The sequence below is a fragment of the Chthonomonas sp. genome (genome assembly GCA_016788115.1).
Taxonomy (GTDB): domain Bacteria; phylum Armatimonadota; class Fimbriimonadia; order Fimbriimonadales; family Fimbriimonadaceae; genus UBA2391.
This window is the reverse complement of record JAEURR010000003.1, coordinates 361,078-387,443: the sequence shown is the minus strand read 5'-3', so window position 1 is coordinate 387,443 and position 26,366 is coordinate 361,078. Positions and strand designations below refer to the sequence as shown.

Here is a 26,366-nt window from a genome sequence, read left to right as displayed (position 1 = left end):
TCCTATGCACGTCGGTGTGATCGGCTGCGGCAGTATCAGCGGCATCTATTTCGAGAATTTGAAGCGGTTCGCCGGCGTCGAGGTGGTCGCCTGCGCAGACTTGGACCTGGAGAAAGCAAAGGCCACTGAGATCAAGTACGGCCTTCAGCGTAGCGGGACCCCCGCCGAACTCCTGGCCGATCCCAACATCAGCATCATCTTAAACCTGACTCCGCCCAAGATCCACTCGACGATCACACGCGCCAGTGTCACGGTCGGCAAGCACGTGTACTCCGAAAAACCGCTGGGCCTCAACACGCAGGAGACGGGCATGATCGTCGCCGCCGCGCAAGCGAAGGGGGTCCGTGTCGGCTGTGCACCGGACACGATCCTCGGAAGCGCGGTTCAGACCGCGCGCGAACTCATCGACCGGGGCTCGATCGGCGTGCCCGTCGCGGCCCAAGCCTATATGCTCAGCGCGGGCCACGAATCGTGGCACCCAAACCCCGAACAGTTTTATGAGAAGGGTGGCGGCCCCATGATGGACATGGGACCCTATTACATTGCTTCCCTCGTGACGCTTCTCGGCCCGGTGGTACGGGTATCCGGGTCTGCCCGCGCCACTTTCGCCGAGCGTGTCGTGACGGCCCCCCAGAAACGTGGCAAGCGAATCACGGTCGAGTCACCGACCCATATCTCCGGCACGATGGAGTTCGAATCGGGCGCGATCGGGGCGATTACCACAACTTTCGATGTGATCCCCGTGCCCATGCCCCACCTCGTGATCTTTGGCACCGAAGGCACCCTCGACATGCCCGATCCGAACGGGTTCGGTGGCGTCGTGCGATTGCGCCCCAAGGGTAAGGACGATTACGACAAGATTCCGCTCAACTTTCCATTTGTGAACAATGCGCGGGGGATCGGCCTGCTAGAGATGGTGGCTGCGATCAACCGTAGTCGGCCGCACCGGGCGTCTGCCGAACTTGCCCAGCATGTGGTCGAAGTGCTCACTTCGTTCGCCGCATCCGCAGAGCAAGGGCGACATATCACTCTCGAGACAAGGGTAGACCGTCCCGCAGCCATGTCAAAGTCAAACACAGAGGATTCGATCAATGAATAAGTGGGTGATTGGAGCGATCGCGCTGGCGGTGTCCTGTTGCGGTATCGGCCTGTTCGTGGTGGCGAACGGGCTTGGGAGCAGCGTCAAGGTTGCCAAGTCGGCTCAGACCTTTACGAACCGCGAGCTTCCGCTGATTCTCAAGAATTGGGATGCGCAGCGCTTGTTTGACCTTTCCGCAGACGACTTGAAGTCGTCAAGCCCGCTCGCCGACACAAAGAAAACGTTCGACCAATTCCGCAACGATCTCGGCCCACTCGTAACCTACCGCGACGCGTTGCTACGCGGGTTGAACGCGACGTCCAACACTCAGAAAGGCTCATCGGTGGTGACCAGCCTGGAGGCTGACTGTGACTTCAAGAAGGTGCCAGCCGTAATCTCCATCAAGCTGCTCCGAGTGGGCGACAGTTGGAAGTTCGCCGACTTCCGAGTCGAGCCGCAAACCGCGGTCGGGGGCGAACCCCCGGTGACTACCGACAAGCCCGCGGAAGCGGCCACGGCGAAGTCCTCTCCATGACTTCGGAGCCGACGACCGAGCGGATTCGGGTGCGCTACGGCGAGACCGACGCGATGGGTCACGCCTACTACGCGAACTACCTGTACTGGTTCGAGCAGGCGCGCGGCGCATGGTGCCGGGCCCGAGGGTTCCACTATCGTGACCTGGAGGCGATGGGCTACTTCCTGCCCGTCGTCGAAGTCCATGTCCGGTACAAGGGCGAAGTCAAGTACGACGCCGAGATCGATGTTGAGGTCACCGTCACCGAGATCAGTCGGTCTGCGATGAAATTTGACTACGTGGTTCGCGACAGCGAGACGGGGCGCGTGACCACCGAAGGGTACACCTGGCACGTGCTCATGGGGCAACAGCGCCGGGCGATCAGCATTCCGCCAGACGTGCGTGCGATGCTCGATCGGCCGATCGTTACCGAGCCACGAGGGTGAGCTTTGCCGAGACCGGCGGGCCATCGGACAGCGGCACGTTTTGGATCGTCAGCACCGAGCGCAGGATCGCCCCCGTCGTCACGCTCACGAGGGCGCTACCCGTCGCCGAGATCGGGGTTCGTCCGCTGAGCTCTTTGGAGTCGACGCTGATGAGCACCCCCAACTCGCCGCGGAACTGCTCGGTACGCTCGGCTTTGTAAGCGAGCTTCATCGCGACGGTCCCATCCTTCTTGCTCGCAACGCGGTCGATGGCCCAAGTGTCGCCGATCTTCACCGCCTTGTAGGGGACCACCACCTGGCTGGCCAGCGCGATCCGAAGTTGATCCTCGCGCTTGCGATCTCGCTGAATATCGGTCACTTCGCCAGTCACCTTTTGCACGACGACCGTCTTGGAGACGTCGCCCAGATGCTGCTCACCGCCGGGCGTCTGGAGGACCACGTCGCGTAGGATCCGCTCCGTCTTCATCACACCCTCCTTGAGCTCCTTCACCGTGTCCAGCGCAGTGCTGGTCATCTCGATATCGGTGCCATCGCTCTTGAATTGCATCGTCATCGAGTAGGTGAGCTGATCACCGGGCTTCGCGCGGCGGATCAGGTTGTAGCTCTCGTCACCCGCATTGGGGAGGAGCAGGGCTAGGACAGCGAACGCGATGGCAGAGCGTGGGGTCGTCATGACTTCACCTGGAGCGAGATCTTCATGTCGGCGGGAGGAAGGCTGTCGCCGTAGGGGACGCTCTTCGCATCGGCGTCCATCTTCATAAGAGCGGCATCGCTAAGTCGGACCCAGACCGTCCCCTCCAGCGAGCAGGGGGCCGTCCCCTCGGTCTCCTTGTAAGTCCAACTGACCTTGGCACAGTCTGCGGACCCGATCTTCTCGGTTGCGATAAATTTCATTTGCGCCGTCGCGGTGGGGGTGCCGATCTTTGGGTTCGCCTTCAACTCTCGGGTCCACGAGTCGCCGACCTTCACCGGCGCAGTCGGGGGTAGAAATGCGCGCATCTGCTGGGTGCGGTAGTCGAGTGACGTGGACTGTCGGCCGGTCAGCTCGATCACGAGTCCGGTCAAGTCGGTCTTCGTGCGATGAGCCCCTTCGTTCGGAATGGCAATGGAGTTTCCGGCGACGTCGATCGTCACGTTTGACTCTTCAAATTCATCGACCACGAACTCCTTGTCGATGGACTTCACGGTTGAGGTCACGTCACTCGTGACCGTCAAGTCGTTCTCGTTCAGGTGGGTCTTGATCGTGAGGGCGTATTCCAGCCGGTCCCCGATCTTGGCGGTGCGCATGAGCGTGTACGACTCGGATTGAGTCGCACCGGCGAGAGCAACAAGGGCGAGGAGAGGAATCGTTCGGAGTGGGCGCATCACGTGACCTTCTGACGCCTGAGACGCCCCCGTGGTTTTTGGGGTGTACTGCGCGTCACGATGAGTATGCCCCTTGACAGGCTTTCTGCGCCCCCTTGGCAGCCGAAAGTCGTGAGCTTCGACTGCGCCGAGACGCTCCTGCGCACCCGCTGGGACCCATCCCAAGTGGCGGTCGATGCACTCACCGAAGCGGGCGAGAGCCTTCCCGTTGGCGCATACGACGCGTACCGGTCCCTCTTGGGGAAGCGGTGGGCTCATTTCCAAGAGCTGAACCTCACCGGCGACCTCGCGCAGTGCGATGCGTTTTGGGAAGTGCTCGGACGGAATTGGCTGGCCGGGTTCGGGATGGGCGAGGCCGTCGCGCAGCGCGTGTCCGAGATCGCGTGGCGGCGGATCTATGACCCGGAGGGAGACCTCTTCCAGAAGTTCCCCGATGTCGTCCCTTGTCTTGACGAGCTGCGAGATCGCGGCTACCGGATGATTGTGCTCAGCAACTGGGACCTGTCGCTGACGCGCTTCCTGCAAGTCCACGGACTGTCTCCGTATTTCGAAGTCATCGTGCCGTCCTTGCGTTATGGCGTCGAGAAGCCGTCGCTCGAGCTCTTCGAGATCGCGCGCAAGGCGGTGGGGTCCGAGCCGGGCGAGATGCTCCACATCGGGGATCACTTGATCGACGACTTCCAAGGCGCACGCGACGCAGGTTGGATGACGCTTCACCTGGACCGTGGCCGCACCGAGAGCACGCCGCCGTTCCTACATGACTTGTGTGAACTCGGGGGTTGGCTATGCTGACGCTCTCCGACTTCGACTTCGAGTTGCCGGAAGACCGAATTGCCCAGGTACCGCTGGAACAGCGCGACGCCAGCAAGCTGCTTTGTGTTGATGTCCCGACCGCCGCTATCTCGGATCGGGTCTTTCGAGACCTTCCGAACCTGCTTGAACCGGGGGATCTTCTCGTCTTCAACGATACGCGCGTGACCGCCAAGCGGCTCATCGGCCGCAAGCCGACCGGAGGGGTCGTCGAGGCCCTGCTGCTGGGCAGACTCGCCCAAGCCAATACCTACGTTGCGCTCATGCGGCCAGGCAAGCGGTTGCGCGAAGGCTCGGAGGTTCTCTTTGAAGACGTGCTGCCGTGCTTGGTCGAGTCGGACCTCGGCGATGGTCGCAAGCGCATCCGGTTTCTGGTATCCGACAGCGAAGAACATATCGAGCGGGTGGGGGCCGTCCCCCTGCCGCCGTACATCCATGAACGGTTGGAGAACTCAGAGCGGTACCAGACCGTGTACTCCCACACGCCCGGGAGTTCGGCCGCGCCCACCGCGGGCCTCCACTTCACGCAGGAGCTGATCGCGACACTGGAGTCCAAGGGGATTCAAACTGCCCGCGTGACGCTCGACGTTGGGATCGATACGTTCCGACCTGTCCAAGCCGAACGAATCAGCGACCACAAGATGCACGGAGAACGGTGTGCGATTTCAACAGAGGCGCAGGCAACAATCAATGGTTGCAAGGGTAGGATTATTGCGGTTGGCACCACAGCATGTCGCACCCTGGAGTCATTCGCTACGGGGCGGCGCAAGGTTGATCAAGGCGAGCGAGTCACCGAGATCTTCATCACGCCCGGCTACCCGTTTCAGGTTGTCGAATGTCTGCTCACCAACTTCCATATGCCGCGCACAAGCATGCTGTTCATGGTCAGCGCGCTGACGGGAGTGGAGCTCTGGCGGAGTAGCTACGAGCACGCTCTTCAGCACAATTACCGGTTTCTAAGTTTTGGCGATTCCATGTTGATTCGAACCTGAGTCTAAATTGTTGCTAAAGGAAGGAATACGAATTCTAGTATAAGGTATAACCATAAATCATGCTCTTTCGTATGATTGGAGCATGCCGCAGAAGAAAATGAAAGAGTTTGACCCGTTTGCTTATATTGAGAGTGCATTCTCGGACAGTAAGGTTGATGGCAGCAAGGTCGCGGTCGTACCGGCCGTAGATTCAACACCTTCGAACACCGTTGATGGAAAGGTACGTTTTCGCAAGCGCCAACTGAGCGCCCCGCGTCCCCGGCGCGCGAAGGTCGAAAAGGTTGGAGAGACCCTGATCAACGCGGAGCTTGAGGAGATCTGGCAGGTCCTGCCGCGCAATATCCACTTCCTTGGAAGCTTCTTTGACGACTCCGTAACCGCCAACTACTACCGAGGCGAGTTTAAGGAGAGCCGCGAAGAGCTCATTCGACGATTGCTCGACCCCGAGCTCACCCTCGAAGAAGTCAGCCGATTGCTGGGTGTTTGCCCGGCCACCGTGCGACGGTACACCAATCGAAACTGGCTGTCGCACCACCGAACCAAGGGCGGTCAGCGCCGGTTCCGCCTTAGCGGCGTGGTAAAGTTCGTGGAAACCCACGGACGCCACCCCGAAGAATGACCAACCCCCAGGATCGGCCGCTCAAGATCGCCATCTTCTCGGATAGCGCGTTGCCGATCCTGAATGGCGTCTCGGTTTCGATCGATGCCCTCATCTCCGGTTTGCGGAGTCGAGGGCATTCTGTGCATTTGTTCACTGCCGCCCACCGCGGTCACCGGGACGACGACCCAAACGTCATTCGCTTCTACGCCACCGAAACCCCCTGGACGAAGGGGTACCCGCTCGCGTTGCCGCCGTTCTATCCCATGATTGGCCGATTCCGACGGCAGCATTTCGACGTCATCCACACCCACACGCCGTTCACCATCGGGTTTGTCGGGTTGCGGTGGGGGCAATCCCACGATATCCCCGTGGTCAGCACTTACCACACGCTGTACGACAAGTACGCGCACTACATCCCGTTCGTCCCCAAACGGTACTTGCGCTACAAACTCGCTAAGCATACGAATTTCTATTACAACCAGGTCGATCAGGTCATCACGCCCAGCGCCGCCGCCAAGAAGTGGCTGGATCGGCACTCGGTGAAGAAGCCCGTCACGATCATTCCGACGGGTGCAGTTTCGGCCCTAACCGTGGACCGAGCCGAAGCGCGGTCACAACTCGGGATTGGACCGAATCAGAAGGTGTTGCTGTACGTGGGGCGCATTGCCCGTGAGAAGAACATGAGCACCCTGATCGAGGCGGTTGCGCTCGCCTTCCGCGAGGATCCGAACTTGATATTTATGCTGGTGGGCGATGGTCCTTCGCGGGTCGAGTGCATGAGCCTGGCGCAAGAACTGGGGATCGGCGACCGTGTGAAGTTTGTGGGATTCCGGCCACGCAACGAAGTAGATCTCTTCTATGCCGCCGCCGACCTCTTCGTCTTCGCGAGCATGACCGAGACGCAGGGGCTAGTCATCGCGGAAGCGATGACCCACGGGCTCCCCGCGATTGTGGTCCAGGGCGGTGGCGCAAGTGCCGCAGTGATCGAAGGGAAGAACGGGGTTGTCGTCCGCAACGATCCGGCCCAGTTCGCCCACGAAGTCGTGTCGCTGTTGCGTGACGAAGATCGATTCGAAACCATGAGCATGCACGCGCGCCACTCGGTCCGGTCCTTCACGCGCGACGACATGGTGAGTGCGGTCGTGAGCGTTTACCGCGCCGCGATGGACCCCAGCGCAGCTCCAACTCCTCAGGCGGTGCTGCGATGAAGCCAAACGCGCTCCAGCGATTCCTCGTCATCGTGCTACTGCTATTCCTGATTCGGTTGATCCTGCCGTCCATGGTGGTCCCCGTGGGTATCGCGAGCGCGCTCTCGATTGTGCTCACAATTGTCTTCGTCGCGGTGCCGATCTTGGCGCTTTACGCCGCGGCAGCGCACGTTTGGTCGGCCAAGCTGTCTGCCACGTTTTTGGCGAGCGGGGTCGCGCTCCACGCGGTCTCGTACTTCCTCATGCGATCGAGCGGCAAAGAGGGTTTCTTGCCCGCACTTTTCGATGCGAGCGCCCAGACTGGTCTGCTTATCTGGTGCGTCGGCCTTGGCTCATTGATCACCGCGGTCGTCAAGGACAAGAACCTGATTCCCCCGATGGCCGTTTTTCTCGCTGGCTTCGACATGTACATCATCTTCAAGCCGACGACCCTTCCGCGCCAGATCATCGAAAACGCGCCGGAAGTGTTCCACGCAGTCGCGGCCAAGGTTCCGACCGTGCTGCCCAGCGGTACCGGGGGGATGGCGGTTGGCCCGGGCACGTACATCGGCCCCGCAGATTTCATTTTCCTGGCGATGTTCTTCGTCGCGCTCTTCAAGTTCCAAATGCGCACTCGCGAGACGCTACTGTGGATCATGCCCGTGCTCGTGCTGTACTTGGCGTTGGTGCTATTCGGGAGTGGCCTAAGCATTGGCCCCATCAGCTTGGCGGCGTTGCCAGCACTGCTGCCCATCGGCCTGACAGTGCTACTCGTGAACTGGAAGCAGTTCGCGATGAACCAGGAAGAAAAGCTCGGGATGGCGCTGGCGACGATCCTCGCTGTGTCGCTTGCGGCGTTCGGGATCTACTCGGCAGCGAAGGCGAAGAAGAACCCGGTCGCTCCGCCCGTCGCTAGTCCAGCGAGTGAGTGAGGAGCCATTCGGCCAGTTCGCTTTTGCGGTACGCCTCATCCCACGAGTTGTGGGTCAGCTCCGGATAGAGTGTGATCTTCGCATCGCCGCCTGCCGCCTTGATCGCCTCGATTGCGTGGATGCTCCCTTCAGGCGGAACCACCGTGTCTTTCATGCCGTGGAACGCCCAGATTGGAATCGAGCGGAAGTTCTGGGCTGCTTCGGCAGGATCGACCCAGCCGCAAATAGGGGCAGCGGCGGCGAAGTGCCAGCGCAGCGACTTCACCAGCCTAAAGGTGCCGCGTCCACCTTGGCTCAGTCCGGTCAAGTACCGACGGTGGGGATCGCTCGGCCAGCGCTTCTCGGCCCATTCCAGCATCATGTCCAGCCACCCGCGTTGGTCAAACCACTCCGCGTCCATATCCGGCTTCTGCGGTGCAATGACCATGAACGGCCAGCGGTGGCTCGCATCGATGATCGCCGACGGAAGCCCAATCAGGATCTGCCGCAAGCCATCGGTCCCCGATTCCCCCCGACCGTGCAAGTACAAGATCGTCGCCATCGGACTCTTGCCATCCCACGAGGGCGGCACATAAACACAGGCATGGCGCTTGCCGACTTCCAGGTCAAAGGCGTACGCCAGAAAACCACGCTCGCCAGGGGTCATCGCTCAGATGCCTCGTGCGCGACCAACTGGAACCCGATCCGGACCTCGTAGGCACGTGGCCAAGGAAGGTCAACCGAGAGCCCGCGAATACCCCCGATCTCGTACTCCTTGGTGTCGGCGAAGAACCGCTTGCCCAGAAACTGGCTATTGAATGCGGACATCACTCGCTGGGTCATGTCTCGGCGGACGAAGCTGTTCAGCGCGTCAAACGCGGTCCCGTATGTCTCTTCCTTTTCAACTCCCATCTGCCGCTGGAGGGCGTACGCCTCGGGCCGGACGAAGCGGTGGTACTCGAAGTCGTTGACCATCCGATGCAGGAGGAACGCGCGCTGGCTGAGCTCTCGCGCCAGTGGGTCCGCATCGAATCGCCGCGCCAACAGGTACACCGTCGCGGCAGGGATCGTCGTGCCCATCGTGTTCCCCGCGGTATTCCATCCTGCATAGGCGAGCAACTTCATCCAGCGCCCGGTCTGCTGCAACGCATCAAAGAGACGCGGGTCGCCAGTCCCTGTGTAGCCCAGGTTGATGTCGGCAACCGCGACCGGGAATCCCTGGTCAATTTCGTCGATCATCTGGTTCAGAAACTGCTCGAAGTGGTCGGGCCGTGGGTCAGGCGTGTTCACGTAGAGCGAAAACTCGGCAGACTCGTCGCCGCGTGCGGCCCGCGCCCCGCTCGCCTCAAGCTGATCAAGCAGGCTGTTTTCTACGTGATCCGACTCGTACGGAGCAATCTTGTTTTTGCCGATCGAATCGGCGAAGACGACTCGGACCCGGGGGGACCAGCCGTGCTCGGCGAGCAACGACCGACACACCAATACGTTGCTGTGCTGGTCGATCCCTTCGCAGAAATAGACCTTGTCATTGACCTTCAGCCGATCCGCGAGCGATTGCAGACGCCGACTTTCTCCGCTGTGGGGGCCGACTGGCTGGGCGTCGTCTTGGCCGAGGACCATGTAGTCAAACGCCTTGGCCGCCACCATCCGCAAGAGTTCCTGCTGGACTCGGTGGTTCCGGTCGCGCGTCGCGTAGTACTGCTCGACCGCGCCACTCGGAATCCGATCTCGCAATGCGCGAGCTCGGTCCACCTGCTTCGGGGTGGGCTTGCCGCCAATCGAAGACTTGAGGATCACCAGGTCGCTGAGGGCCGTTCGCCAGTTGGCGTTCGTGGAGAGGGCCGTGGGTGCAATGCGCTGGATCGAAGTGAAAGCGTAAAACTTCGTGCCGGGGTTGGCCTTGCGCAGACCCCACAACCGCCGCAACCGCACGATTGCCGCATCGTACGCTGTAGAGTCCGTTCGAGAGGCAATGAGGCCGCCGTAGGCGATCATCTCGGTGTTCACGATCACCGATTGGTATGCGCCGAGGTCTTGGGTTGCCATCCAGCGTAGGATCTCATCGGGCTGGCCCGGAACCACGAACCGCCCGAGCATATCGGCCGGGGGCGTATCGACCTGGACGTTGGCGATCGCACCGATCATCTGGGCAAACTGGGTGGTGGCTGGCCGATCGTCCAGCGGCACGAGGAGAATCTTCTCGCGGTGCGGCTGCACCGCACGCTCTAAGAGAGAGTGTTCACCGGTCGTGATCGGGGCCTGCGCTGTGGCCATGCGGCTGGCCAGTGGCAGCCCCATCAGGGCGCACAGACTCATCCTCCAGCCGATAGAAACGCATCGCATTGGCCGTAGTGATTCTAGCCGACTCGGCGGGAGTGACGGACCACAGTTCGGCGATTTTGTCGTTCACGTGGACCAAGTACGCGGGATGATTTGACTTGCTGCGCATGGGCACGGGCGCAAGGTATGGCGCATCAGTTTCTAACAAAACGCGATCTCGTGGTGCCTTCGCGAAGACGACTCGCGTGAGCTCCGATTTCGGGAAGGTCACGGGCCCATCGACACCCAGGTAGCTACCCATTTGTAGAACCACCTCGGCCTGAGCTTCGTTGCCTGAGAAGCAGTGCCACACGCACGCATGCGTCCAGTTCCGTTTCTGAAGATGCTGAATCAGCGCATCAACGGCTTCGCGGCAATGGAACACGACCGGCAGTCCGCTGCTCTCCGCCCAATCCAGCTGAACGTCCAAGCAGTGAATCTGTTGCTCCAGAGTCGCGTAGTCCCAATGGAAGTCGAGCCCGCACTCGCCGACCGCGACAACCTTGGGGTGCCGCGCGAGCTCTTGTAGCTCGCGAAATACGTCTGGAGTGAATGTGGCCGCGTGGTTTGGGTGCCATCCGGCGGTGGCGTAGACTCCCGGGAACCGGTCGGCCATCGCGATGGCCTGCCGGGTTGTCTCCAGATCGATCCCGATGACTGTCAGCCGGTCGACGCCGGCCTCGCTCGCCTGATGGATAGCCGCAGCGGCATCCGGAAGGGCCGATTCGGTGTAGAGGTGACAGTGGGTGTCGAAGAGCCTCATGGGCGACTCGGGTTGTACCTGAGCAGGTACATTCTCTGACGATGCTGGACCGAAAACTGCTTCGAGAACACCCCGATCAAGTGGCCGCCGGCGCCGCGAAAAAGGGGATCGCGATCCCGCTCTCCGAGTGGCAAACCACCTACGATGCGTGGCGCGTCGCCAAACACGAACTGGACTCGAAGAATCAGGAGTCGAACCAAATCAGCAAGACCATCGGTCAGCTCATGGGCCAAGGCAAGCGCGACGAGGCGGAAGCCGCCAAGGCACAGACGGCCAGCTTGAAATCCACCATCAAAGAGCTTGAGGAGCAGGAGCGTCAGCTTGAAGCGCAGCTCAAGCATCTCGACTACTCGTTCCCAAATCTGCCGCACGACTCGGTGCCTGCTGGCAAGGATGAGAACGACAATGTCGTGGTGCGCACATGGGGCGAGCCCGCTCAACTTGATCACGAGCCCATGCCTCACTGGGTGTGGGCCGAGCAGTTCGACATGCTGGACCTACCGCGCGCTTCGAAGATCAGCGGGAGCGGCTTCGTGGTCTACACGGGTTGGGGTGCGCGGCTACAGCGTGCCCTGTTCAATTACATGATTGACCACCAGACGCTGCAGCGTGGTTACCGCGAGATCTTTCCCCCGTACATTGTCAATTCAGCGAGCCTGTACGGAACCGGCCAATTGCCGAAGTTTGAGGAAGACCTGTATCGGGTCGATGACGACCTCTTCTTGATCCCCACCGCCGAGGTTCCGGTCACGAATCTGTATCGGGACGAGATCCTGGAAGTGTCCCAGCTGCCATTGCGGATGGCCGCTTACAGCGCGTGCTTCCGACGCGAGTCTGGAGCCGCGGGCAAGGACACGCGTGGCATTCAGCGAGTCCACCAGTTCGATAAGGTCGAACTCGTGAAGCTGGCTTTGCCTGAGAACAGCTACGACGAACTCGAAAGCATGGTGGAGGATGCGGAGAGCGTGCTCCAAGCGCTGGGAATCCACTACCGCGTGGTGTTGCTTTGCGGCCCGGAGATGAGTTTTAGCAACGCGAAGTGTTACGACATCGAGATCTGGTCGCCGGGCATGCAAAAGTTCTTGGAAGTCTCGTCGTGTTCGAACTTCGAGACGTTCCAAGCCCGCCGCGCCAACATTCGGTTCCGCCGTGGACAGGGTGAATCGCCCGAATTCGTGCACGTGCTGAATGGATCTGGACTCGCATGTCCGCGTCTGTTCGCCACCCTTGTGGAGCAGTACGCAGAGCCGGGGTTCGGAATCCGCATCCCCGAGCCGCTGCGACCCTATATCGGTGCGGACGCCATCACGGTCTAACCCAGGCCCGAAGCAGGCTGCCAGGTAAACTGCCAGCTTCCCATGGACTGGAAGCAGACTCTGAATCTCCCCAATGCCGACTTCACCATCCCGATGAAGGCGGACCTGGCCACGCGCGAACCCGAGTTGCAGCGCCGCTGGGCCGAGATTCAGATCTACAACCTTTTGCAGGAGAGCCGCAAGGACGCCAAATCCTTCGTGCTCCACGATGGACCGCCGTACACGAACGGGCCCATCCACAACGGCACGGCGCTGAACAAGCTGCTGAAAGACTTCGTCTTGAAGAGCCGTTCGCTCATGGGATTCCGTTGTCCCTACGTGCCCGGTTACGACAACCACGGTCTGCCGATTGAGACGGCTGTCCTCCGTGCGTGGGCCGAAGAGGTCAAGTCCGATCCGGTGGCGCTGCAGCGGCTGGGCTTCGCCGAAAAGCCGGGTGAGCAGACGCTCATTAACCGGCTCAAGGCCGAGATCGTCGAACTCCGTCAGCGTTGCCGCGCGCATGCGGCGCGCTACATCGACGTCCAAACCGAGCAGTTTCAGCGTCTGGGGATCTTCGGCATGTGGGACCGTCCGTACACGACGATGGACTATCGGTTCGAAGCCGAGATCGTCCGCGTGTTTGCGCGCGCGGTGGCCCGAGATCTGATCTATAAGGGGTTGCGGCCCGTGCTGTGGAGCCCGACCAGCCGCACCGCGCTTGCCGACACTGAGATCGTCTACAAGACGGTCACTTCGAAGGCGATCTACGTCGCCTTCGAGCTGAAAGACGACCCCCACCATCGGTTCGCGCATTACCCCCGCCTGCACACCATCATCTGGACGACGACGGCTTGGACGTTGCCCGCGAACGTGGCATGCGCGTTCCATCCAGAGTATCTGTACGCAGTGCTGCGAGCCGGCGATAGGCACTATCTGGTGCTCCAGTCGTTGGCCGAACGAACCATGGCGGCGATCGGGATCACGGACTACCAAGAGTTGGCCGTGATTCCGGGTGAAGACGTCACCGACGTCACCTTCCAGCACCCGTTCCTGGATCGAGCGTCGCGAGCCGTGACCGCCGACTACGTCACCACCGAAGACGGCACCGGCGTGGTCCATACGGCTCCGGGTCACGGTCGCGAGGACTTCATCACCGGACTCAAGCACAACCTGCCCATTTTGTGCCCCGTCAATGGCGAGGGCATATTGACCGACGAGGCAGGCCCGTTTGCAGGGCTGTACTACGCCAAGGCGGTGCCGCCGATCATTGAAAACCTCAAGGAGTCGGGTGCCTTGCTAGCCGTATCGGACTACGAGCACACGTATCCGCACGCCGAGCGTGACGAGCAGCCCGTTATCTTCCGCACCACCGAGCAGTGGTTCATCAGCATGGACGAAGGCGATCTGCGCAAGACCATGCTGCGTGAGATTGAGACGGTGCAGTGGTACCCGGCCAATGCAAAGAACCGGATCGGCTCAATGATCGAGGGCCGACCCGATTGGTGCATCTCGCGCCAGCGCCCGTGGGGTGTCGGCATTCCGGTGTTCTACGGCAAGAAGAGTGGTCAACCGGTGCTGGATTCCGTGGCGATCGAAGCAGTCGCCAAGCTGGTGGAGACCGAAGGTAGCGACGCATGGTTCGTTCGCGAACCGAGCGAAATCCTGCCCGCGGGTTTCAAGCACCCTGAGACGGGCGAGACTGAATTCACGAAAGAGACGGACGTCTTCGACGTGTGGTTCGACAGTGGTTCGACCAGCCTGTGCGTGCTGGAGGGCAATGTTGAGCCTCGCTGGAAAGATCACTGGCCCGCTGACCTGTATCTGGAAGGGAGCGACCAGCATCGGGGATGGTTCAACGCCTCGCTTATCTTGGGCACGGCGTGTCGCGACGGAGCTCCATACCGCCAGGTCGTCACCCACGGCATGGTGCTCGACGAGCAGATGGAAAAGATGTCCAAGCGCAAGGGCAATGTGGTGGACCCGGTCGAGGCGTGCAATACCGCCGGTGCCGACGTGCTCCGCTACTGGGCGGCGAGCGTGGACTACCAAGACGACGTGCGCTTTGGAGAAAACATCTTCCGGCAAGCGGGCGAGAGCTACCGATCGGTTCGAAATACGATGCGGTTCTTGCTCGGCAACCTCGAAGGCTTTTCCGTGGATTCGGGCGCAGCCGCGACACACGACCTGGACATCTGGGTCATGGAGCAGACCGATTTACTGGTTGCGGACTGCATGGACGCGTACGAGCGGTACGATTTCGCCGCTGTCACCCGAGCTGTGCACAACTTCTGTGCGGTCGAATTGAGTCGCTTTTACCTGGACGCGATCAAAGATCGGATGTACTGCGACGGGCCCCAGTGGCCGTCGCGGCAGAGCGCGCAGGCGGCAAGCCTGTACGTCCTTGTGCGCCTCGTCAAGCTCCTCGCGCCGATCCTTGCCCACACGGCTGAGGAAGTCTATGGGCGACTGCCGATCCCGAATCGGCTGCCGTCGGTCCATATGGAGACTCTTGAACGGCCCAGCGAAGCACGGATCGAAGAGATCGGCGGCAATGCGATCCAGACTCGGTTCGCCCAACTGCTTGAACTGCGGGGCGAAGTCTTTGCGGCGCTCGATGCGTCCAAGTCCGAGGAATTGCCGAAGAACTCGCAAGACGTGATAGTGCGGTTGGGGGTCACCCAGGATGCGGCCGACTTGCTTGCTTCGTTTGGTGACGATCTTCCGAACTATTTCAAGATGAGTGGCGTTGAATGGTTGGTGCAAGATGCCCGTATTGAGTTCCGTGCGAGCGAGTATCTTCAATGCGATCGCAGTCGCGTTCGACGTCCGGATGTACAGGCCGTCACGCTCAAGAATGGCGAAAGCGCTAACTTGTCCGCGCGCGATGCCAAAGCCGTTTCCGAGTTACATTTCGCATGAGTGAGCCGACCCCCGTCCGAAAATCGTACTCGCCCAGTTTCGTGCTGACGGTGTTCGCGATTCTCCTTGCCGTTGACCAGGCGATCAAAGCGTACGTTCGCGGGAGTCTAGATTTGTACCAATCGACCCACGGACCCTGGCCGGGCATCTTCGAGATCACGCTGACGTACAATCGCGGAATCGCGTTTGGGCTCGCTCAAGGGGGTGGCGTATTCTTTGCCCCGGTGGCACTACTCATTACGGGGCTTTGCTTCCGCTACTGTTTCAAGAACCCGCGGGAGACATTGCTTACGCAATGCTCGATGGCCATGCTCGCTTCCGGAGCGGTAGGGAATCTCATCGACCGTCTTTGGCTGGGCAAAGTGACCGACATGTTTTGGTTGCGGATCATCGACTTCCCGGTATTCAATTTTGCAGACGCATGTATCACGACTGGGGCGATCCTTTTGAGTATCCGCTTCCTTTTTGAGCCAAAACCTAAAGTTAATGCTGAAGGTGTGGTCGTCTAACAGCCGATAACAGTAAAAAGTGATCTCGGGAACCTGAGAAAGGTACTGGGATCAGGGACAGCTGTATGGAAAAGAAGAATTTCGGAGCCGGACCTGAGTGGTTTTTCTTGGCTGCTTTGCTTGCCCCCTCGGCATTGCAAGCGTCGCACCCGCTGGGTAAGCGCATTGCAAGAAGCCTCATTGACCTGGGCGAATTGTTGAATCAAGCGATTGAAGAAGCCGAGAAGGCGGAGGCGGCCGAGGCCGTTGCCGAGCCTGAAGCAGCCGCAAAGCCCGCTGCGTCGGCGACCCCGTCGGTGAACTTCATCAAATCCGCCGAAGATGTGGACGTCGTGTCCGAGAAATCGGCCGGTGCGCCGCTCGCGACAAGCATGTTTACCGAGTCGAAGGAGACTGCCGCGCCCAAGCCCGCGCCTGTCACCCCGAAGCCGGTTGAGCCATCCGCGATTCAGACGCCCGCACCGGTGGTACCGAAGGCAGCTGAACCCGTTGTTGCCGATACGCCGAAGGCTGCTCCGAAGCCAGTTGAACCTGCTGCTGCCGCGCCTCCTGCTCCGGTTTCTCCCAAGCCCGTCGAGCCCGCCGCTGTTCAGACTCCCGCTCCGGTTGCTCCGAAGCCGGTCGAGCCCGCCGCTGCTCAGACTCCCGCTCCGGTTGCTCCGAAGCCAGTCGAGCCTGCCGCTGTTCAGACTCCTGCTCCGGTCGTACCGAAGCCAGTCGAGCCCGCCGCTGTTCAGACTCCTGCTCCGGTCGTACCGAAGCCAGTCGAGCCCGCCGCTGTTCAGACTCCTGCTCCGGTCGTACCGAAGCCAGTCGAGCCTGCCGCTTTCGCGCCGCAACCGGTCGCCGAGGCACCGAAGCCTGCGCTGGCTGCCGATCCCGCTTTCGCCGAGGCACTCAAGCCCGTCGAAGCTCCCAAGCCCGCAGCTCCTGCTCCCGCACCGGCGGTTCCGGGCGCACCCCGCACCTTGGGCGAGGCGATCCAAATGCAGAAGGTCACCCCGGTTCCCGAGTCGGCTGCCGATCTCCTGAGCCAATTTGAGGAGGCCAAGACTTCAGGCGAGTTTGTCTTGCCGAAGCCACCGAGCCTTGCCGAGACCCGCCCCGCCGCACCCGCGCCTGGCTACACGCCGCCGAAGCCGGAGAGCATGGTCCCAGGTCCTGCGGACGCGCCTGCTCCCGCACCAGCTCCACGTCCTCAAACTCCCAGCGAAATCGCGGCTGCCTTCGAGGCCGAAGAGCGTGGCGAGGCACCGAGACCTGCGGCACCCGCCGTCAAGCCTGCTTCCGAGCCTGCCGCGCGTCCAACCGCCGACGAGATCGCTGCCCGATTTGAAGCTGCCGAACGAGCGAGCGCAGCGCCTGCCCCGCAGGCTGGGCCTGCCCCCGCCCCAGCCCCGGCTCCGGTCGTCCCGATGCCCCCAGCCATGGCCGCCCCTGCGCCGACTCCGGTCGCCCCGCAAGAGGCACCGCAAGCGTACGTTCCGCCTAAGCCCGAATCGCTAGCTCCTGTCGCGCCGATCGCCCCTGTCGTTCCGGTTGCGCCTACGGTCCCACCCGTCGATGCTCCAACCGCAGCCGCCATTGAGCCGCAAGACTCTGAGACTCAGCCGACCGACTGGCTCAAGGAGCTGGGTCAGCAGTTGGGCACGCAAGAGCTCGCGGAGGAAACCGTGGGTGAGTGGGATTTCGCGAAGCGTAAGCACGCCGGTTTGCCCACCGAAGATGCGGCTGCGATTCCGCCGCCTGCGGTCGCTGAAGCCCCCAAGGGTGGCTTGTTCGGTCGCAAGCGACAGGACGATGCCGCGCTTCGCAAGGGATTTGAGACCAAGCAGCCGACAAAGTCGGGTGGGTTCCGCGCTCGTCTCGGCATGAAGGGCAAGACGCCGGATGCTCCGGTACCCGTCCCGATGGAGATGCCCCCGGTGCAAGCGGGCATGCCCCCCGTGCAGGCACCTCCGACTCCCGCTGCACCACCGGTCCAGCCCGCGAACTACCAGCGAAACCGCTTCGTCGTCCCGGATGACGTCGAAACGGCTTAACGAATCCCCGCCGAGCCTCCTCTTTCTTGATGTTGAGGGGGCTCGCCCAATGCTAGCGGTCGGTGTCCGAACCCCAAAAGCTGCCCGCGATGTGATTGATACCGTCCGGTGTTACCGTTACAAGGTCAAATCGAACTGCGTCGGGACTGAACTCGGTCTCCGCGATGTACCTGTGGGCCGCCACCGTCAACCGCCGGACTTTGTCCCCTGTGACTCGCGCTTCCGGCTGGGTCGTCGCGCTTCGAGTCGACTTTACTTCCACAAAGACCAGCGTCTGGCCGTCCAAGGCCACGAGATCCGCCTCGCCAGCGCCCGACTTGTAGCGCCGTTTCAGGACGGTCATGCCCTTGTCGGCCAAATAGTGGGCGGCAAGGTCTTCTGCTTCGGTCCCTAGCTTTCGAGGGTGAGGCATGGCTGCTCGACAAGCTCGCGCACGCGTGCAAAACTCCGCCGATGGATGGCGCACGGACCGTGTAACTGGAGCGCGGACAAGTGCTCGGGAGTAGGGTAGCCGTAGTGCTTGTGGAACCCGTAGCGCGGGTACTGGACGGAGTATTGGATCATGAGCTCATCGCGAACGTGCTTTGCGACGATGCTCGCGGCAGCGATGGTGGCGTACTTGGCATCACCTTTCACGATGGGGTGCGCGGGCATCGTCAAGCCAGGGGGCGTCCGGTCGCCGTCGATGATGACCTCGGTCGCCCGTCCGCCCAACTCGGCGATCGCGCGTCGCATCGCCTCGAACGTCGCTTGAAGGATATTCAGCCGGTCGATCTCGCCCGCATCGACCGCCGCCCACGCGATCCAGGCATCCGCTTTCAGCCGATGGAACTGCGCGGCGCGCTGTTCCGCGCTGAGCTTCTTCGAATCGTTTAACCCTCGGAGGTCAAACCGCTCGGGCAGCAGTACCGCCGCCGCAACCACCGGGCCCGCAAGCGGCCCTCTCCCGGCCTCATCGACCCCAACGATGCCGGGAGAGGCGAGGAGGTGCGGTGATCGGTCGTGGATGCGCAGCATAACAGCCTTCAAGACGAACTGCCTCCGTCATTGGGATCAACTAGTTCAAGCTCGCGAGGTCCACGGTCTCCCAGCCTTCGCGCTTGGGCATCCGATCCATGAGCATCGCGACTCCGTCGCGGGGTAAGAGCTTGCCGCGGATCACCGAATCGATCATGTCCATGATCGGAACCGGGACTCCGTTCCGGCGCGCGAGCACGGCGGCGGCTTGGGCGGTCGCCGCGCCCTCGGCGACTTGGCCGAGCTCTTCGAGCGCCTGCTCCAGTGTCTGGCCTTTGGCCAAAGACACCCCCAACCGGTAGTTGCGGCTGAGCTTGCTGTTAGCAGTGGCGAAAAGGTCCCCCACCCCGGCGATGCCGAAGAACGTCTCCACTTGGGCTCCCATCATGACACCGAGACGGGTCATCTCCAGCAGCCCCCGCGCGACGAGCGCGCCCTTGGTGTTGTCTCCGAACTCCAGCCCATCGGACATCCCGGCTCCGATGGCGAAGATGTTCTTCAGCGCACCCGCCATCTCCACGCCCACCACGTCTGCGCTCAGATAGGCCCGTAGACTGCGGCAGTTGAACGCGCCTGCCAGACGCTCTGCCACGGCCTCGTCTCGGCTGGCGATCACCGTGGCGGTCGGGATCCCCTTCATGAGTTCGATCGCCAGGTTCGGGCCGCTGAGGGCGGCGACCGATCCCCGGCCGGCGAGGTGCTCTTCGACAACGGCCGAAAGTGGTCGTCCGGTGCCCGGCTCAAGCCCTTTGCTGGCGAGCACCACGACCGGTTCGGGGTCTGTGATATGCGGTAGGACCTCACCCACTGCGCCTGAGGGGACCGCGATGATCCACGCATCGAAGCCGTTTTCGAGCTCAGATACAAGGGTGGACGTCACCCCGTCCGGTATCACGAATCCGGGGAGGTAGCGCAAGTTCTCCCGAGCGTGCGCGACCATGCTCACTTCTTCGGGATCTCGGCCTGCGAGCGTGACATCGTGTCCGTTCCGAGCGAGCAAGACCGACAAGGAAGTCCCCCAACTCCCGGTTCCGATGACGGCGGTGCGCATCCGGATAGGGTATCACACCCAAGCGACCTCGGTGGCGAACCCTTGACTTGGTTTGGTGATCCGGGTACCATGAGGCGTCTGCCAGTGCGGGCCAGAGTCTGCCGTTGTACGGAGCCTTTTGAGGAAGGCTGCTTAGAGCGGCAAATGAGACCTAGCCGTGCAGACGTTCATCAACGCAATTAAGAAACCACAGGACTAGGCTCTGACCGAGCAACTTTAATTACCGAAATGCCATTGGACAAGCAGATTAAATCGAAAGTGATCACGGATCACGCGACCAAAGACGGCGATACCGGCTCCGCTGAGGTGCAGATCGCTATTCTTCAAGCGCGGATTCTTCAGATTACGGACCATCTGCGAACCCACAAGAAGGACTTCCACAGCCGCCGCGGGCTTCTGCTCATGGTCGGTCGTCGACGACGATTGGAAGGCTATTTGCGATCCAAGGATATTGCCAAGTATCGCGAACTCATCAGCAAGCTCGGTATCCGCGAAGTCAAGCCTCGTTAAGTAGGAGGCTCCTATGATTCACAACCACGAGTTCGAGGTTGGAGGCAAGACCTTCAGCATCGAATCTGGCCGCGTCGCGAAACAAGCAGGCGGCGCTGTACTCCTCGGCATGGGCGAAACCGTCGTATTTGCGTCGGCTACCATGTCCGAAAATCCCCGCGAAGGGATCGACTTCCTCCCGCTCGTCTGCGACTATGAAGAGCGCAAGTACGCCGTAGGCAAAATTCCCGGCGGATTCATGAAGCGCGGTGGCCGACCGAGCGAGAAGGCGATCCTCGTCAGCCGACTCATCGATCGCCCTGTTCGACCGCTTTTCCCGAAAGGCCTGCGTCATGATCTGCAAGTCATCGCGATGACTCTGGCGGTGGACCAAAACTGCCCACCCGACGTGATGGCGATCAACGCTGCTGGCGCCGCGCTTGCGGTCAGCGACGTCCCGTTCAATGGCCCCATTGGTGCCGCTCGCGTCGGTCTCATCGACGGCGAATTCATCCTGTTCCCGTCGATCGAGCAGATCAAGGTTTCTGACCTCGACCTCGTCGTCGCCGGCCACAAGGGTGCCATTTCGATGGTCGAAGCGGGCGCGAACGAAGTCAGCGAAGAGACCATGGCCAAGGCGCTGAAACTCGCTCACGATGCCATTAAGGTCATCTGCACCGAGTTTGAAAAGTTTGCCAAGAAGGCCGGTAAGGCCAAGCGCGAAGTCAAGCTGCACGAAATTGATAAGGATCTCATCAAGGAGATCGAGAAGGGCAGCGGCAAGAAGATTTCGAGCGCCATCCTGAACCCCGACAAGGCTGTTCGCGAATCTGCACTCAGCGATCTTCTGAAGGAAGTCGTCGCCGAGTACAAGGTTAAGTATGCGGGCAACGATGCGGTGATCGCACAGCTTCCGGAAGCCGTCGACAAGGTCATCAAGGACACGGTTCGCAAGAACATCCTCTCCGATGACAAGCGTCCGGACGGCCGTGGTCTGCGCGACCTGCGCAATCTCGAAGCCTGTGCCGGTCTCTTGCCAAAGGTTCACGGCAGCGGCCTCTTTACCCGCGGTCAGACTCAGGTTCTCACCGTTCTGACGCTGGGTATGCCGAGCGACTCGCAGACCATGGACGGCCTGGAAGACGTGGGCGACAAGCGGTACATGCACTTCTACAACTTCCCGCCGTACTCGGTGGGCGAAGTGCGACCGATGCGCGGCCCTGGCCGACGCGAGATCGGTCATGGTGCCCTCGCAGAGCGCGCCCTCATCCCGGTGCTGCCGTTCGACGATCCTGAGTTCCCGTACACGCTTCTGCTCATCAGCGAAGTGCTCGAATCGAACGGTTCGACCTCCATGGCGAGCGTCTGCGGTTCGACTCTGGCGCTCATGGATGCGGGTGTTCCGATCAAGGCACCGGTTGCCGGTATCGCGATGGGCCTCATGTCCGACGGTAAGGTCTTCAAGGTCCTCACCGACATCCAGGGCATGGAGGACTTCTGCGGCGACATGGACTTCAAGGTCGCGGGTACTCGCAAGGGTATCACCGCCCTGCAGCTCGACACGAAGCTCGATGGTATCCCCGACTCGGTGCTTGCGTCCGCGCTGGATCAGGCCAACGAAGCTCGCATGAGCATTCTCGACGTGATGGAAGGCGAGCTGAGCGAGCCACGTGCAGAGATGAACGACAACGCACCACGCGTAACCACCGTTCAGATCAACCCGGACAAGATCGGTGCACTCATCGGTCCTGGCGGTGCGACGATTCGCAAGCTGACCTCCGAAACGGGCGCTCAGATCGACATCCAGCAGGATGGTCGAGTGCTGATCGCTGCAACCGAAGGCACGGCTGCCAAGGCTGCAATCGATGCGGTCAAGGCGATCACCGCGACTGCAGAGGTTGGCGCACTGTTCGAGAACGTCAAGGTCACTCGACTGATGGGCCGTGGCGCGATGGTGGAGTACCTGCCGGGCAAGGAAGGTCTGATCCCGACCGAACTCATCACGACCAAGCCGATCCGACGTCCAGACGATGCGCTCAATATGGGCGACTCGGTGAACGTTCGCGTCATCGAGGTCGACTCGATGGGCCGCGTCAACCTGACCGCCCTGGGTCTTGGTCAGTCGCTTGAGATGCTGGCCGGAAACGAGGATGCTGATCCGAACACCAAGCCGACCCCGAGCGACCGTGGCGGCGACCGACGCGGTGGCGGCCGAGATCGGGGCGACCGAGGCGGACGTGATCGCGGTGGCGACCGGGGAGACCGGGGTGGCCGTGATCGAGGAGACCGAGGCGGCGATCGAGGAGACCGTGGCGGCGAACGCGGAGGACGCGATCGAGATCGTGGACCTTCGGATCGCGCGGTGACGGAATCGTTCTCCAGCGAACCCGCGCCAAGCACGCCAACCGAGTTTCCAAAGAAGTCCTCTGAAGACGTGAACGCGCGGTTCCGACCGCGTCGCTAACCGTTCTCTGAGCATTGAGTGAGGTCGGGCCCCAGCGATGGAGCACGGCCTCTTCTATTTGCGCGACGTTGACCATTGAAACTTTTACGCATTTCGCAGCAATTTTCGGGATTGAACAGAGAAAACCTGCCAGAACTGCAAAAGCTGCGCTATCCTAATGTGGTGTGCTCTGCCAGCATGGATAACAGGTGGAGCGCTGATGTATGGAGGTCATGATGCATAGTTGGAAAATCCGCATAGGATTCTCGCTTCTTGCTTGTCTAGCCGCAATGGGAGCAAATGCGCAAATCGGCGCAGTTTACGGCGATCACCCGGGTGACGTACTCACGAAGTACGACGTCTTTGTGGCACCGGGAGCCGGGAAGCTCGCGTCGCGGTTGGCAAACAAGTTGGCGGATCGATCACTCGAAGTCGGTTGCGAGTCGCTCGCACCGATCGAGTCAGAACTCATTTTGGGCAGTACCCCTGCGATCGGCAGGGAACTGGCTTTGACTTACAATTTCCTGAACGCTGGCGATTTCAAGTACGCCACCGTGCGCTGGTCCGCTACGGGCGGCGCTCGGCTCTCGCGCGCGGGTGCGACCGATTCCGGCACTGCCGAGAAGGGACGTGCTTACACGTTCAACAACGGTCTGGTGATTCCCGGAGACGGCACGTACAAAGTGTCGGCGACGGCAACCATCGCTCAAGGCACCAGCAGCTACGCCCAAACCAAGTCGGTTTGGTTTGTAGTGAGCGGTGGCGACATTCAGGTGCTTGACAAGGATCCGGCAGTCCTACCGACTGGCGCGATCGGAACGGTTCCCAAGCCGAACACGGGCCTGGAAATCGTTCAGCCTGAACCGACCGCAGGTCTCCGGCCAATCCCGGCCGATGAGATCGAGGTCCCCGGAGACACGCTCTTTGGTACGGTCACTACGACCGTCACCGGTAGCCTCGTCGTTCGCGGCCCGCTGAACAACTTCGTCGGCGCGTATGGTGGCGCGGTGGATATCGTGCGCAGTTCGGATAATGCCGTACTCGCCACGTTTATCATAGACATCAACGGTAACTACTCCGGGGATGTCACGACTGCGGGGGCGACAACATGTAAGCTTCGCCTGCGTGCTCGCAACTCGCGAACCGCGTGTAAGACCGACGCGCTGGCCGACTATCAGAGCGGCTACTTCAGCTCGTTCGTCATCAACGGCGGAACCGTGGACTCGGGCGGCTGGAACTACGACGACAATAACTACAATCGCGCATTCTACGTGAATCGAGAGCTTAGCCGTGGCTGGGCGGAATCGAACTACACGCTAGGCCACGACGCCGTGTACTGCGAAGCCAAGTGGCAGAACGGTACGACTGGTGGCGCATTCTATGATCTGACTCGGATTCAACTCCGACAGGATCACTTCTTCTCGCCGGACGTCATTCTTCACGAGTACGGTCATCACCACCAGAATTCGTCGAACAGCATGACGGACTGGCCACCCAACACAGGTGGCGCGCACGGGTTCCTCGATCACATCAACGTGAACTTGGCCTGGACCGAAGGGTACGCCTCGTACTTCATGATCCAGGTTCAGAACGAGCTGACCTACAACAACAACAACCCGACCAACACGTGGTCCTTCGACCTCGAAGAGAACTGGGATGGCGACAGCACCCCGAACGGGAACAACAACGGCACCTCGAACGCCCTCGGTTACGATACCGAGTCGGCAGTTTGTGCTTACATGGCGGACCTGTTCGATAGCTTCTCCGACACCTACGACTATTCGACGTTTGGCGGCGGCCCTGGCCAAGATGTTCTTCAGAACTACAACCCGGCGGGCCACAACGTGTACGAGATTCAAGAATGGATCGACGGATTCTCCGTCCGCAACCAGCCATATTTGCCTAAGGTCTATGGCCAAGCCATGACTCATGGTATGAAGCAGGTTGCCAGCCGACCGGTCCTCGGACTCTCGGCGGGTATGGATAAGTACGCCGGTACCTGGTATTGGGCTGGCTACGGCCGCGGTTCGTACACTGCGCGCAACTATGGTTCGCAGAACGTGGCCTACAACTCGCTGTGGGTCTGGCTGCGTGGTCCTGGTAACAACGATCACGACGGCGGATCGCAGATCGGCTTTGAGGGTGCCGGGTCGCTCGCTTCGGGTGCCACGAACGCACTCTATGAGACCACCACGCAGGTCTTCCCCAATGAAGATCTGATCGGTGCGTTCACGCTGACCGCGGGTCAGTACGATAGCAGCGCGGTCTTCCGTAACCTGCTCCCTGCAGAGCCGGGAACGAACACGGTTGAGAACGTCACGGTCGTCCGCGATCCTGACGGTCCTGACTTCTGTAACGTCGACGACGGCGTGTGCGGAAACAGCCTCACGAGCTTGCCGTTCACCGCAACCACCACCGAAAGTGAGAGCTCCATCCGTGGGTTCTACTACCGAATCGGTACCGCGGTGGGTACGGGCAACATCCGTGATTGGACGTGGGTTGCTACGGGCGACATTAGCACTTGGAACTACACGGCGACCGGGCTCAGCCTCGCGCTCAACGTGAAGTACTACGTGACCGTCGCGGCGTACAACATGGACTACAACTACACCATCGGTAACGGTGACGGCGTCCTTGCAAAGGATGGGACCGCTCCGACGAGCGTAACCTGCACCGACGATGGCGCGACCACCAACAGCCTCACGCAGCTTCACTGGGTCTCGACAGCGGTTGAATCCAACGGCTGCATTGCCTCGTGGTGGTACTGGATCGAAGACGATACGACTGGCGCGGTCGTCCGCGGTTGGACCGAAGTCCTAACGGGCAACGTTACCAACTGGGACTACACCGCCACCGGCCTCAGCCTGGTGAACGGTCGAACGTACATCATTCACGTCGCGGCCGAGAACGCCTCTAACCTGTTCGGTTATGGCGATTCGAATGGTATCCGCGTCGCGATTCCTTACCAACTGACCGGTAAGGTGGTCATGCCTGGCTTGCCAGCGGGCCTGTACAACGGTCGTAACGTGTGGGTGGGTGTTGGTTCGCAATCGCCGACCAGCAAGTGGGACCAAATCTATCAGTGGAAACTGGTTCCCATGAATGCGTCGGGTGTGTTCACTGTCACCGACAATACGTGGTTCGAAGGCAAGCGCATCGCGGTTCTGCCGGGTGACGTCGCCCGATGGATGACGCGCACGAAGAATGCAACGTTGCCGACCGGTGCGAACTACAATGCGGGCACCTTTACGCTCCTGAACGGAGACTGTAACGGTGACAACTCCTGCGACTTCTTCGACTACCTGGTGCTTAGCGGCACGTACGAGAAGTCACTCGGGGACGCTGGATACAACACCAACGCAGACCTCAACCTGGACAACACGGTCGATCTCTTCGACTACTTCCTGTTGAGCGACAATTATGAGAAGGACGGCGACTGGTAAGTCGTTCTGATCATTGAAAAACTGCCCCCGTTGCCTGCTGGCAACGGGGGCTTTTTCACATTAAGGTGTAAATAGTGCTTGCAATCGCTCGAATCTGCTGTAACCTAGAATTCTAAGGGACGCCCGGGAAAAATGCTTTGTCGGGTCCCCGTTTCTTTGGAGGTCAATT

Annotated in this window: 23 protein-coding genes; 15 read left to right on the top strand and 8 right to left on the bottom strand. The window is 60.9% G+C overall.

Annotated elements, in window-relative coordinates:
- Positions 1 to 4: 4 nt before the first annotated feature.
- The 3 genes from JNM85_02065 to JNM85_02055 are packed head-to-tail and all read left to right on the top strand — an operon-like array spanning position 5 to position 2,038.
- Positions 5 to 1,099, top strand: coding sequence for a Gfo/Idh/MocA family oxidoreductase (locus tag JNM85_02065; protein ID MBL8086841.1), 1,095 nt, complete (start codon positions 5 to 7; stop codon positions 1,097 to 1,099).
- On the top strand, positions 1,092 to 1,613 hold the full coding sequence (locus JNM85_02060) for a hypothetical protein (GenBank protein ID MBL8086840.1): 522 nt from the start codon (positions 1,092 to 1,094) through the stop codon (positions 1,611 to 1,613). Before JNM85_02065 ends, JNM85_02060 begins: the two co-directional genes overlap by 8 nt.
- A complete protein-coding gene (locus tag JNM85_02055; protein MBL8086839.1) occupies positions 1,610 to 2,038 on the top strand; it encodes an acyl-CoA thioesterase in 429 nt (142 codons plus the stop codon). Before JNM85_02060 ends, JNM85_02055 begins: the two co-directional genes overlap by 4 nt.
- Here the strand turns inward: JNM85_02055 and JNM85_02050 are convergent.
- Positions 2,019 to 2,711 carry a hypothetical protein gene (locus JNM85_02050; GenBank protein ID MBL8086838.1) on the bottom strand — a complete coding sequence of 231 codons (693 nt, stop codon included), beginning with the start codon at positions 2,709 to 2,711 and terminating at the stop codon, positions 2,019 to 2,021. The genes JNM85_02055 and JNM85_02050 overlap by 20 nt on opposite strands.
- Entirely contained in the window at positions 2,708 to 3,406 is a 699-nt protein-coding gene (locus tag JNM85_02045; GenBank protein MBL8086837.1) for a hypothetical protein, read from the bottom strand. Before JNM85_02045 ends, JNM85_02050 begins: the two co-directional genes overlap by 4 nt.
- A gap of 57 nt (positions 3,407 to 3,463) precedes the next feature.
- On the opposite strand from JNM85_02045, the gene JNM85_02040 reads away from it, so the two are divergent.
- The 5 genes from JNM85_02040 (at position 3,464) to JNM85_02020 (ending at position 7,925) form a co-directional block, all read left to right on the top strand.
- Positions 3,464 to 4,195: an HAD-IA family hydrolase gene (locus JNM85_02040; protein ID MBL8086836.1), complete on the top strand. Its 732-nt coding sequence runs from the start codon at positions 3,464 to 3,466 to the stop codon at positions 4,193 to 4,195.
- Positions 4,189 to 5,205, top strand: coding sequence for a tRNA preQ1(34) S-adenosylmethionine ribosyltransferase-isomerase QueA (queA, locus tag JNM85_02035; GenBank protein MBL8086835.1), 1,017 nt, complete (start codon positions 4,189 to 4,191; stop codon positions 5,203 to 5,205). Before JNM85_02040 ends, queA begins: the two co-directional genes overlap by 7 nt.
- An 82-nt stretch (positions 5,206 to 5,287) precedes the next feature.
- Positions 5,288 to 5,824 (top strand): helix-turn-helix domain-containing protein, encoded by a 537-nt coding sequence (locus tag JNM85_02030; protein ID MBL8086834.1) that lies wholly within the window; start codon positions 5,288 to 5,290, stop codon positions 5,822 to 5,824.
- Positions 5,821 to 7,014, top strand: a complete 1,194-nt coding sequence (locus JNM85_02025; protein MBL8086833.1) for a glycosyltransferase — start codon at positions 5,821 to 5,823, stop codon at positions 7,012 to 7,014. Before JNM85_02030 ends, JNM85_02025 begins: the two co-directional genes overlap by 4 nt.
- Entirely contained in the window at positions 7,011 to 7,925 is a 915-nt protein-coding gene (locus JNM85_02020) for a hypothetical protein (GenBank protein MBL8086832.1), read from the top strand. The genes JNM85_02025 and JNM85_02020 overlap by 4 nt, the downstream gene beginning before the upstream one ends.
- On the opposite strand, the gene JNM85_02015 is transcribed toward JNM85_02020, so the two are convergent.
- Genes JNM85_02015 through JNM85_02005 form a run of 3 tightly spaced genes read right to left on the bottom strand, consistent with a single transcriptional unit; the run spans position 7,906 to position 10,986 of the window.
- Entirely contained in the window at positions 7,906 to 8,571 is a 666-nt protein-coding gene (locus tag JNM85_02015; protein ID MBL8086831.1) for a dienelactone hydrolase family protein, read from the bottom strand. The two genes, JNM85_02020 and JNM85_02015, sit on opposite strands and share 20 nt — an antisense overlap.
- On the bottom strand, positions 8,568 to 10,247 hold the full coding sequence (locus JNM85_02010) for a DUF4127 family protein (GenBank protein ID MBL8086830.1): 1,680 nt from the start codon (positions 10,245 to 10,247) through the stop codon (positions 8,568 to 8,570). The genes JNM85_02015 and JNM85_02010 overlap by 4 nt, the downstream gene beginning before the upstream one ends.
- Complete coding sequence (locus tag JNM85_02005; GenBank protein ID MBL8086829.1) at positions 10,144 to 10,986, bottom strand: TatD family hydrolase; 843 nt, start codon at positions 10,984 to 10,986, stop codon at positions 10,144 to 10,146. The genes JNM85_02010 and JNM85_02005 overlap by 104 nt, the downstream gene beginning before the upstream one ends.
- A 41-nt stretch (positions 10,987 to 11,027) precedes the next feature.
- On the opposite strand from JNM85_02005, the gene serS reads away from it, so the two are divergent.
- The 4 genes from serS (at position 11,028) to JNM85_01985 (ending at position 17,754) form a co-directional block, all read left to right on the top strand.
- Positions 11,028 to 12,302 carry a serine--tRNA ligase gene (serS, locus tag JNM85_02000; protein ID MBL8086828.1) on the top strand — a complete coding sequence of 425 codons (1,275 nt, stop codon included), beginning with the start codon at positions 11,028 to 11,030 and terminating at the stop codon, positions 12,300 to 12,302.
- Positions 12,303 to 12,344: 42 nt separating this feature from the next.
- Positions 12,345 to 15,203, top strand: a complete 2,859-nt coding sequence (gene ileS / locus JNM85_01995) for an isoleucine--tRNA ligase (protein ID MBL8086827.1) — start codon at positions 12,345 to 12,347, stop codon at positions 15,201 to 15,203.
- Complete coding sequence (lspA, locus tag JNM85_01990) at positions 15,200 to 15,712, top strand: signal peptidase II (GenBank protein MBL8086826.1); 513 nt, start codon at positions 15,200 to 15,202, stop codon at positions 15,710 to 15,712. The genes ileS and lspA overlap by 4 nt, the downstream gene beginning before the upstream one ends.
- 65 nt (positions 15,713 to 15,777) lie before the next feature.
- Entirely contained in the window at positions 15,778 to 17,754 is a 1,977-nt protein-coding gene (locus tag JNM85_01985; GenBank protein ID MBL8086825.1) for a hypothetical protein, read from the top strand.
- 52 nt (positions 17,755 to 17,806) lie between these two features.
- On the opposite strand, the gene JNM85_01980 is transcribed toward JNM85_01985, so the two are convergent.
- From JNM85_01980 to JNM85_01970, 3 genes are read right to left on the bottom strand one after another with little or no spacing between them, the layout of a single operon-like run.
- Positions 17,807 to 18,166: a YraN family protein gene (locus JNM85_01980; GenBank protein MBL8086824.1), complete on the bottom strand. Its 360-nt coding sequence runs from the start codon at positions 18,164 to 18,166 to the stop codon at positions 17,807 to 17,809.
- A complete protein-coding gene (locus JNM85_01975; GenBank protein MBL8086823.1) occupies positions 18,145 to 18,783 on the bottom strand; it encodes a ribonuclease HII in 639 nt (212 codons plus the stop codon). Before JNM85_01975 ends, JNM85_01980 begins: the two co-directional genes overlap by 22 nt.
- Positions 18,784 to 18,811: 28 nt before the next feature.
- On the bottom strand, positions 18,812 to 19,822 hold the full coding sequence (locus tag JNM85_01970; protein ID MBL8086822.1) for an NAD(P)-dependent glycerol-3-phosphate dehydrogenase: 1,011 nt from the start codon (positions 19,820 to 19,822) through the stop codon (positions 18,812 to 18,814).
- A 228-nt stretch (positions 19,823 to 20,050) separates the two neighbouring features.
- On the opposite strand from JNM85_01970, the gene rpsO reads away from it, so the two are divergent.
- From rpsO to JNM85_01955, 3 genes are all read left to right on the top strand, one after another.
- Positions 20,051 to 20,332, top strand: a complete 282-nt coding sequence (gene rpsO / locus JNM85_01965; GenBank protein MBL8086821.1) for a 30S ribosomal protein S15 — start codon at positions 20,051 to 20,053, stop codon at positions 20,330 to 20,332.
- A gap of 13 nt (positions 20,333 to 20,345) precedes the next feature.
- Positions 20,346 to 22,775 carry a polyribonucleotide nucleotidyltransferase gene (locus JNM85_01960; GenBank protein MBL8086820.1) on the top strand — a complete coding sequence of 810 codons (2,430 nt, stop codon included), beginning with the start codon at positions 20,346 to 20,348 and terminating at the stop codon, positions 22,773 to 22,775.
- A 269-nt stretch (positions 22,776 to 23,044) separates the two neighbouring features.
- Positions 23,045 to 26,197, top strand: a complete 3,153-nt coding sequence (locus tag JNM85_01955; GenBank protein MBL8086819.1) for a hypothetical protein — start codon at positions 23,045 to 23,047, stop codon at positions 26,195 to 26,197.
- The last annotated feature ends 169 nt before the right edge of the window (positions 26,198 to 26,366 follow it).

What these genes read in the sequence shown, in the direction of transcription:
- JNM85_01955 (MBL8086819.1), top strand. Translation starts at nt 23,045, where the DNA reads ATGGGAGCAAATGCGCAAATCGGCGCAGTTTACGGCGATCACCCGGGT.
- JNM85_02060 (MBL8086840.1), top strand. Translation starts at nt 1,092, where the DNA reads ATGAATAAGTGGGTGATTGGAGCGATCGCGCTGGCGGTGTCCTGTTGC.
- JNM85_02040 (MBL8086836.1), top strand. Translation starts at nt 3,464, where the DNA reads ATGAGTATGCCCCTTGACAGGCTTTCTGCGCCCCCTTGGCAGCCGAAA.
- serS (MBL8086828.1), top strand. Translation starts at nt 11,028, where the DNA reads ATGCTGGACCGAAAACTGCTTCGAGAACACCCCGATCAAGTGGCCGCC.
- queA (MBL8086835.1), top strand. Translation starts at nt 4,189, where the DNA reads ATGCTGACGCTCTCCGACTTCGACTTCGAGTTGCCGGAAGACCGAATT.
- JNM85_02025 (MBL8086833.1), top strand. Translation starts at nt 5,821, where the DNA reads ATGACCAACCCCCAGGATCGGCCGCTCAAGATCGCCATCTTCTCGGAT.
- JNM85_01985 (MBL8086825.1), top strand. Translation starts at nt 15,778, where the DNA reads ATGGAAAAGAAGAATTTCGGAGCCGGACCTGAGTGGTTTTTCTTGGCT.
- JNM85_02030 (MBL8086834.1), top strand. Translation starts at nt 5,288, where the DNA reads ATGCCGCAGAAGAAAATGAAAGAGTTTGACCCGTTTGCTTATATTGAG.
- ileS (MBL8086827.1), top strand. Translation starts at nt 12,345, where the DNA reads ATGGACTGGAAGCAGACTCTGAATCTCCCCAATGCCGACTTCACCATC.
- JNM85_02005 (MBL8086829.1), bottom strand. Translation starts at nt 10,986, where the DNA reads ATGAGGCTCTTCGACACCCACTGTCACCTCTACACCGAATCGGCCCTT.
- JNM85_02065 (MBL8086841.1), top strand. Translation starts at nt 5, where the DNA reads ATGCACGTCGGTGTGATCGGCTGCGGCAGTATCAGCGGCATCTATTTC.
- JNM85_02055 (MBL8086839.1), top strand. Translation starts at nt 1,610, where the DNA reads ATGACTTCGGAGCCGACGACCGAGCGGATTCGGGTGCGCTACGGCGAG.
- JNM85_01980 (MBL8086824.1), bottom strand. Translation starts at nt 18,166, where the DNA reads ATGCCTCACCCTCGAAAGCTAGGGACCGAAGCAGAAGACCTTGCCGCC.
- JNM85_01970 (MBL8086822.1), bottom strand. Translation starts at nt 19,822, where the DNA reads ATGCGCACCGCCGTCATCGGAACCGGGAGTTGGGGGACTTCCTTGTCG.
- rpsO (MBL8086821.1), top strand. Translation starts at nt 20,051, where the DNA reads ATGCCATTGGACAAGCAGATTAAATCGAAAGTGATCACGGATCACGCG.
- JNM85_02050 (MBL8086838.1), bottom strand. Translation starts at nt 2,711, where the DNA reads ATGACGACCCCACGCTCTGCCATCGCGTTCGCTGTCCTAGCCCTGCTC.
- JNM85_02010 (MBL8086830.1), bottom strand. Translation starts at nt 10,247, where the DNA reads ATGCGATGCGTTTCTATCGGCTGGAGGATGAGTCTGTGCGCCCTGATG.
- JNM85_01960 (MBL8086820.1), top strand. Translation starts at nt 20,346, where the DNA reads ATGATTCACAACCACGAGTTCGAGGTTGGAGGCAAGACCTTCAGCATC.
- JNM85_02020 (MBL8086832.1), top strand. Translation starts at nt 7,011, where the DNA reads ATGAAGCCAAACGCGCTCCAGCGATTCCTCGTCATCGTGCTACTGCTA.
- JNM85_02015 (MBL8086831.1), bottom strand. Translation starts at nt 8,571, where the DNA reads ATGACCCCTGGCGAGCGTGGTTTTCTGGCGTACGCCTTTGACCTGGAA.
- lspA (MBL8086826.1), top strand. Translation starts at nt 15,200, where the DNA reads ATGAGTGAGCCGACCCCCGTCCGAAAATCGTACTCGCCCAGTTTCGTG.